Raw genomic sequence first — 1,207 nt, forward strand, 5'->3', positions numbered from 1 at the left:
CACGACCGGTCCTCGAACACCACCGCCACCGCGTCCGGTGTCCGAGCCACCTGCACAGCGAACAACTCCGGTACAGAAACTGCCGAGCTCGGCTCGGTAACAGCGCCACGGCCGCCCCACACAGCCAACTCAGTACGCTCGGCCTCACCGAGCAACTCGACCGAACCCACCCGCGTGTCCGGATCCTCGGTGACAGCGGTCAGTACCCGTTCGAGCTGTGTCACGAGGGCTTCGATGGAAGCACGGTCGAACAGCGCGGTGCGATAACCGAGAGCGCCGACGATCCCAGCCGGATCCCCATCGAGATCGGCCTGTTCGGTCAAAGTCCAGGCCAGGTCGAAACGGGCGGTGCCGGTTTCGACGTTCACCGGGTTGATCGTCATGCCGGTTAGATCTCGGGCCGTAGTGTCGGTTCCGTTGTAGCCGAAGCCGGTGTCGTTCTGCCAGGTGAGCATGACTTGGAAGAGGGGGTGGTGGCTCAGTGAACGTGTGGGCGCCAGACGGTCCACCAGCACTTCGAACGGCAGGTCTTGATGGGTATATGCCTGGAGACAACGATCCTTTACCTGGGTGAGTATCTGGGTGAAGGTGGGGTCGCCGCTCAGGTCGGTACGCAGCACAAGGGTGTTGACGAAGAATCCGACCAGATCGTTGAGGGCGGAGTCACTGCGCCCGGCGATCGGGTAGCCGACGGCGACGTCGTCTTGACCGCTCAGCCTCGACAACAAGACTGCCAGCCCGGCTTGGACGACCATGAACATCGTCGCGTCGTGCTCGCGTGCCAGTTGCTGCAACCGTTGCTGCAACCGTGGCGACCATTCGAAACCCACGGTGTCGCCTCGGTGATCGGCCACCGGCGGATACGGACGATCGGTGGGAAGCTCCAACCGGTCCGGAAGCCCGGCCAAGGCGTGACCCCAGTACTCCAACTGCGTATTGATCTCGCTGTCGGGGTCGTCGAGATCACCGAGCCAATCCCGTTGCCACAGCGTGTAATCGGCGTACTGCACCGGCAGCGGCAGCCAATCCGGCACCCGGCCCTCGCACCGCGCCCGATAGGCAGTCGCCAGATCCCTGATCAACGGCGCCCACGACCAACCATCGCCGGCAATATGGTGGATCAACAGAACAAGTATCTGTTCATCGGCACCGACGCGGAATACCTGTGCGCGGACCGGGATCTCAGCGGCCAAATCAAACCCGTACC

Annotated in this window: 1 protein-coding gene; it reads right to left on the reverse strand. The window is 63.1% G+C overall.

Annotated elements, in window-relative coordinates; genetic code table 11:
* Positions 1-1,207, reverse strand: a 1,207-nt coding sequence (locus JK358_RS38735) for a condensation domain-containing protein (RefSeq protein WP_372440815.1), incomplete at both ends; no start/stop codon positions are given.

The sequence above is a fragment of the Nocardia acididurans genome, from assembly GCF_016741815.1.
Lineage (GTDB): Bacteria > Actinomycetota > Actinomycetes > Mycobacteriales > Mycobacteriaceae > Nocardia > Nocardia acididurans.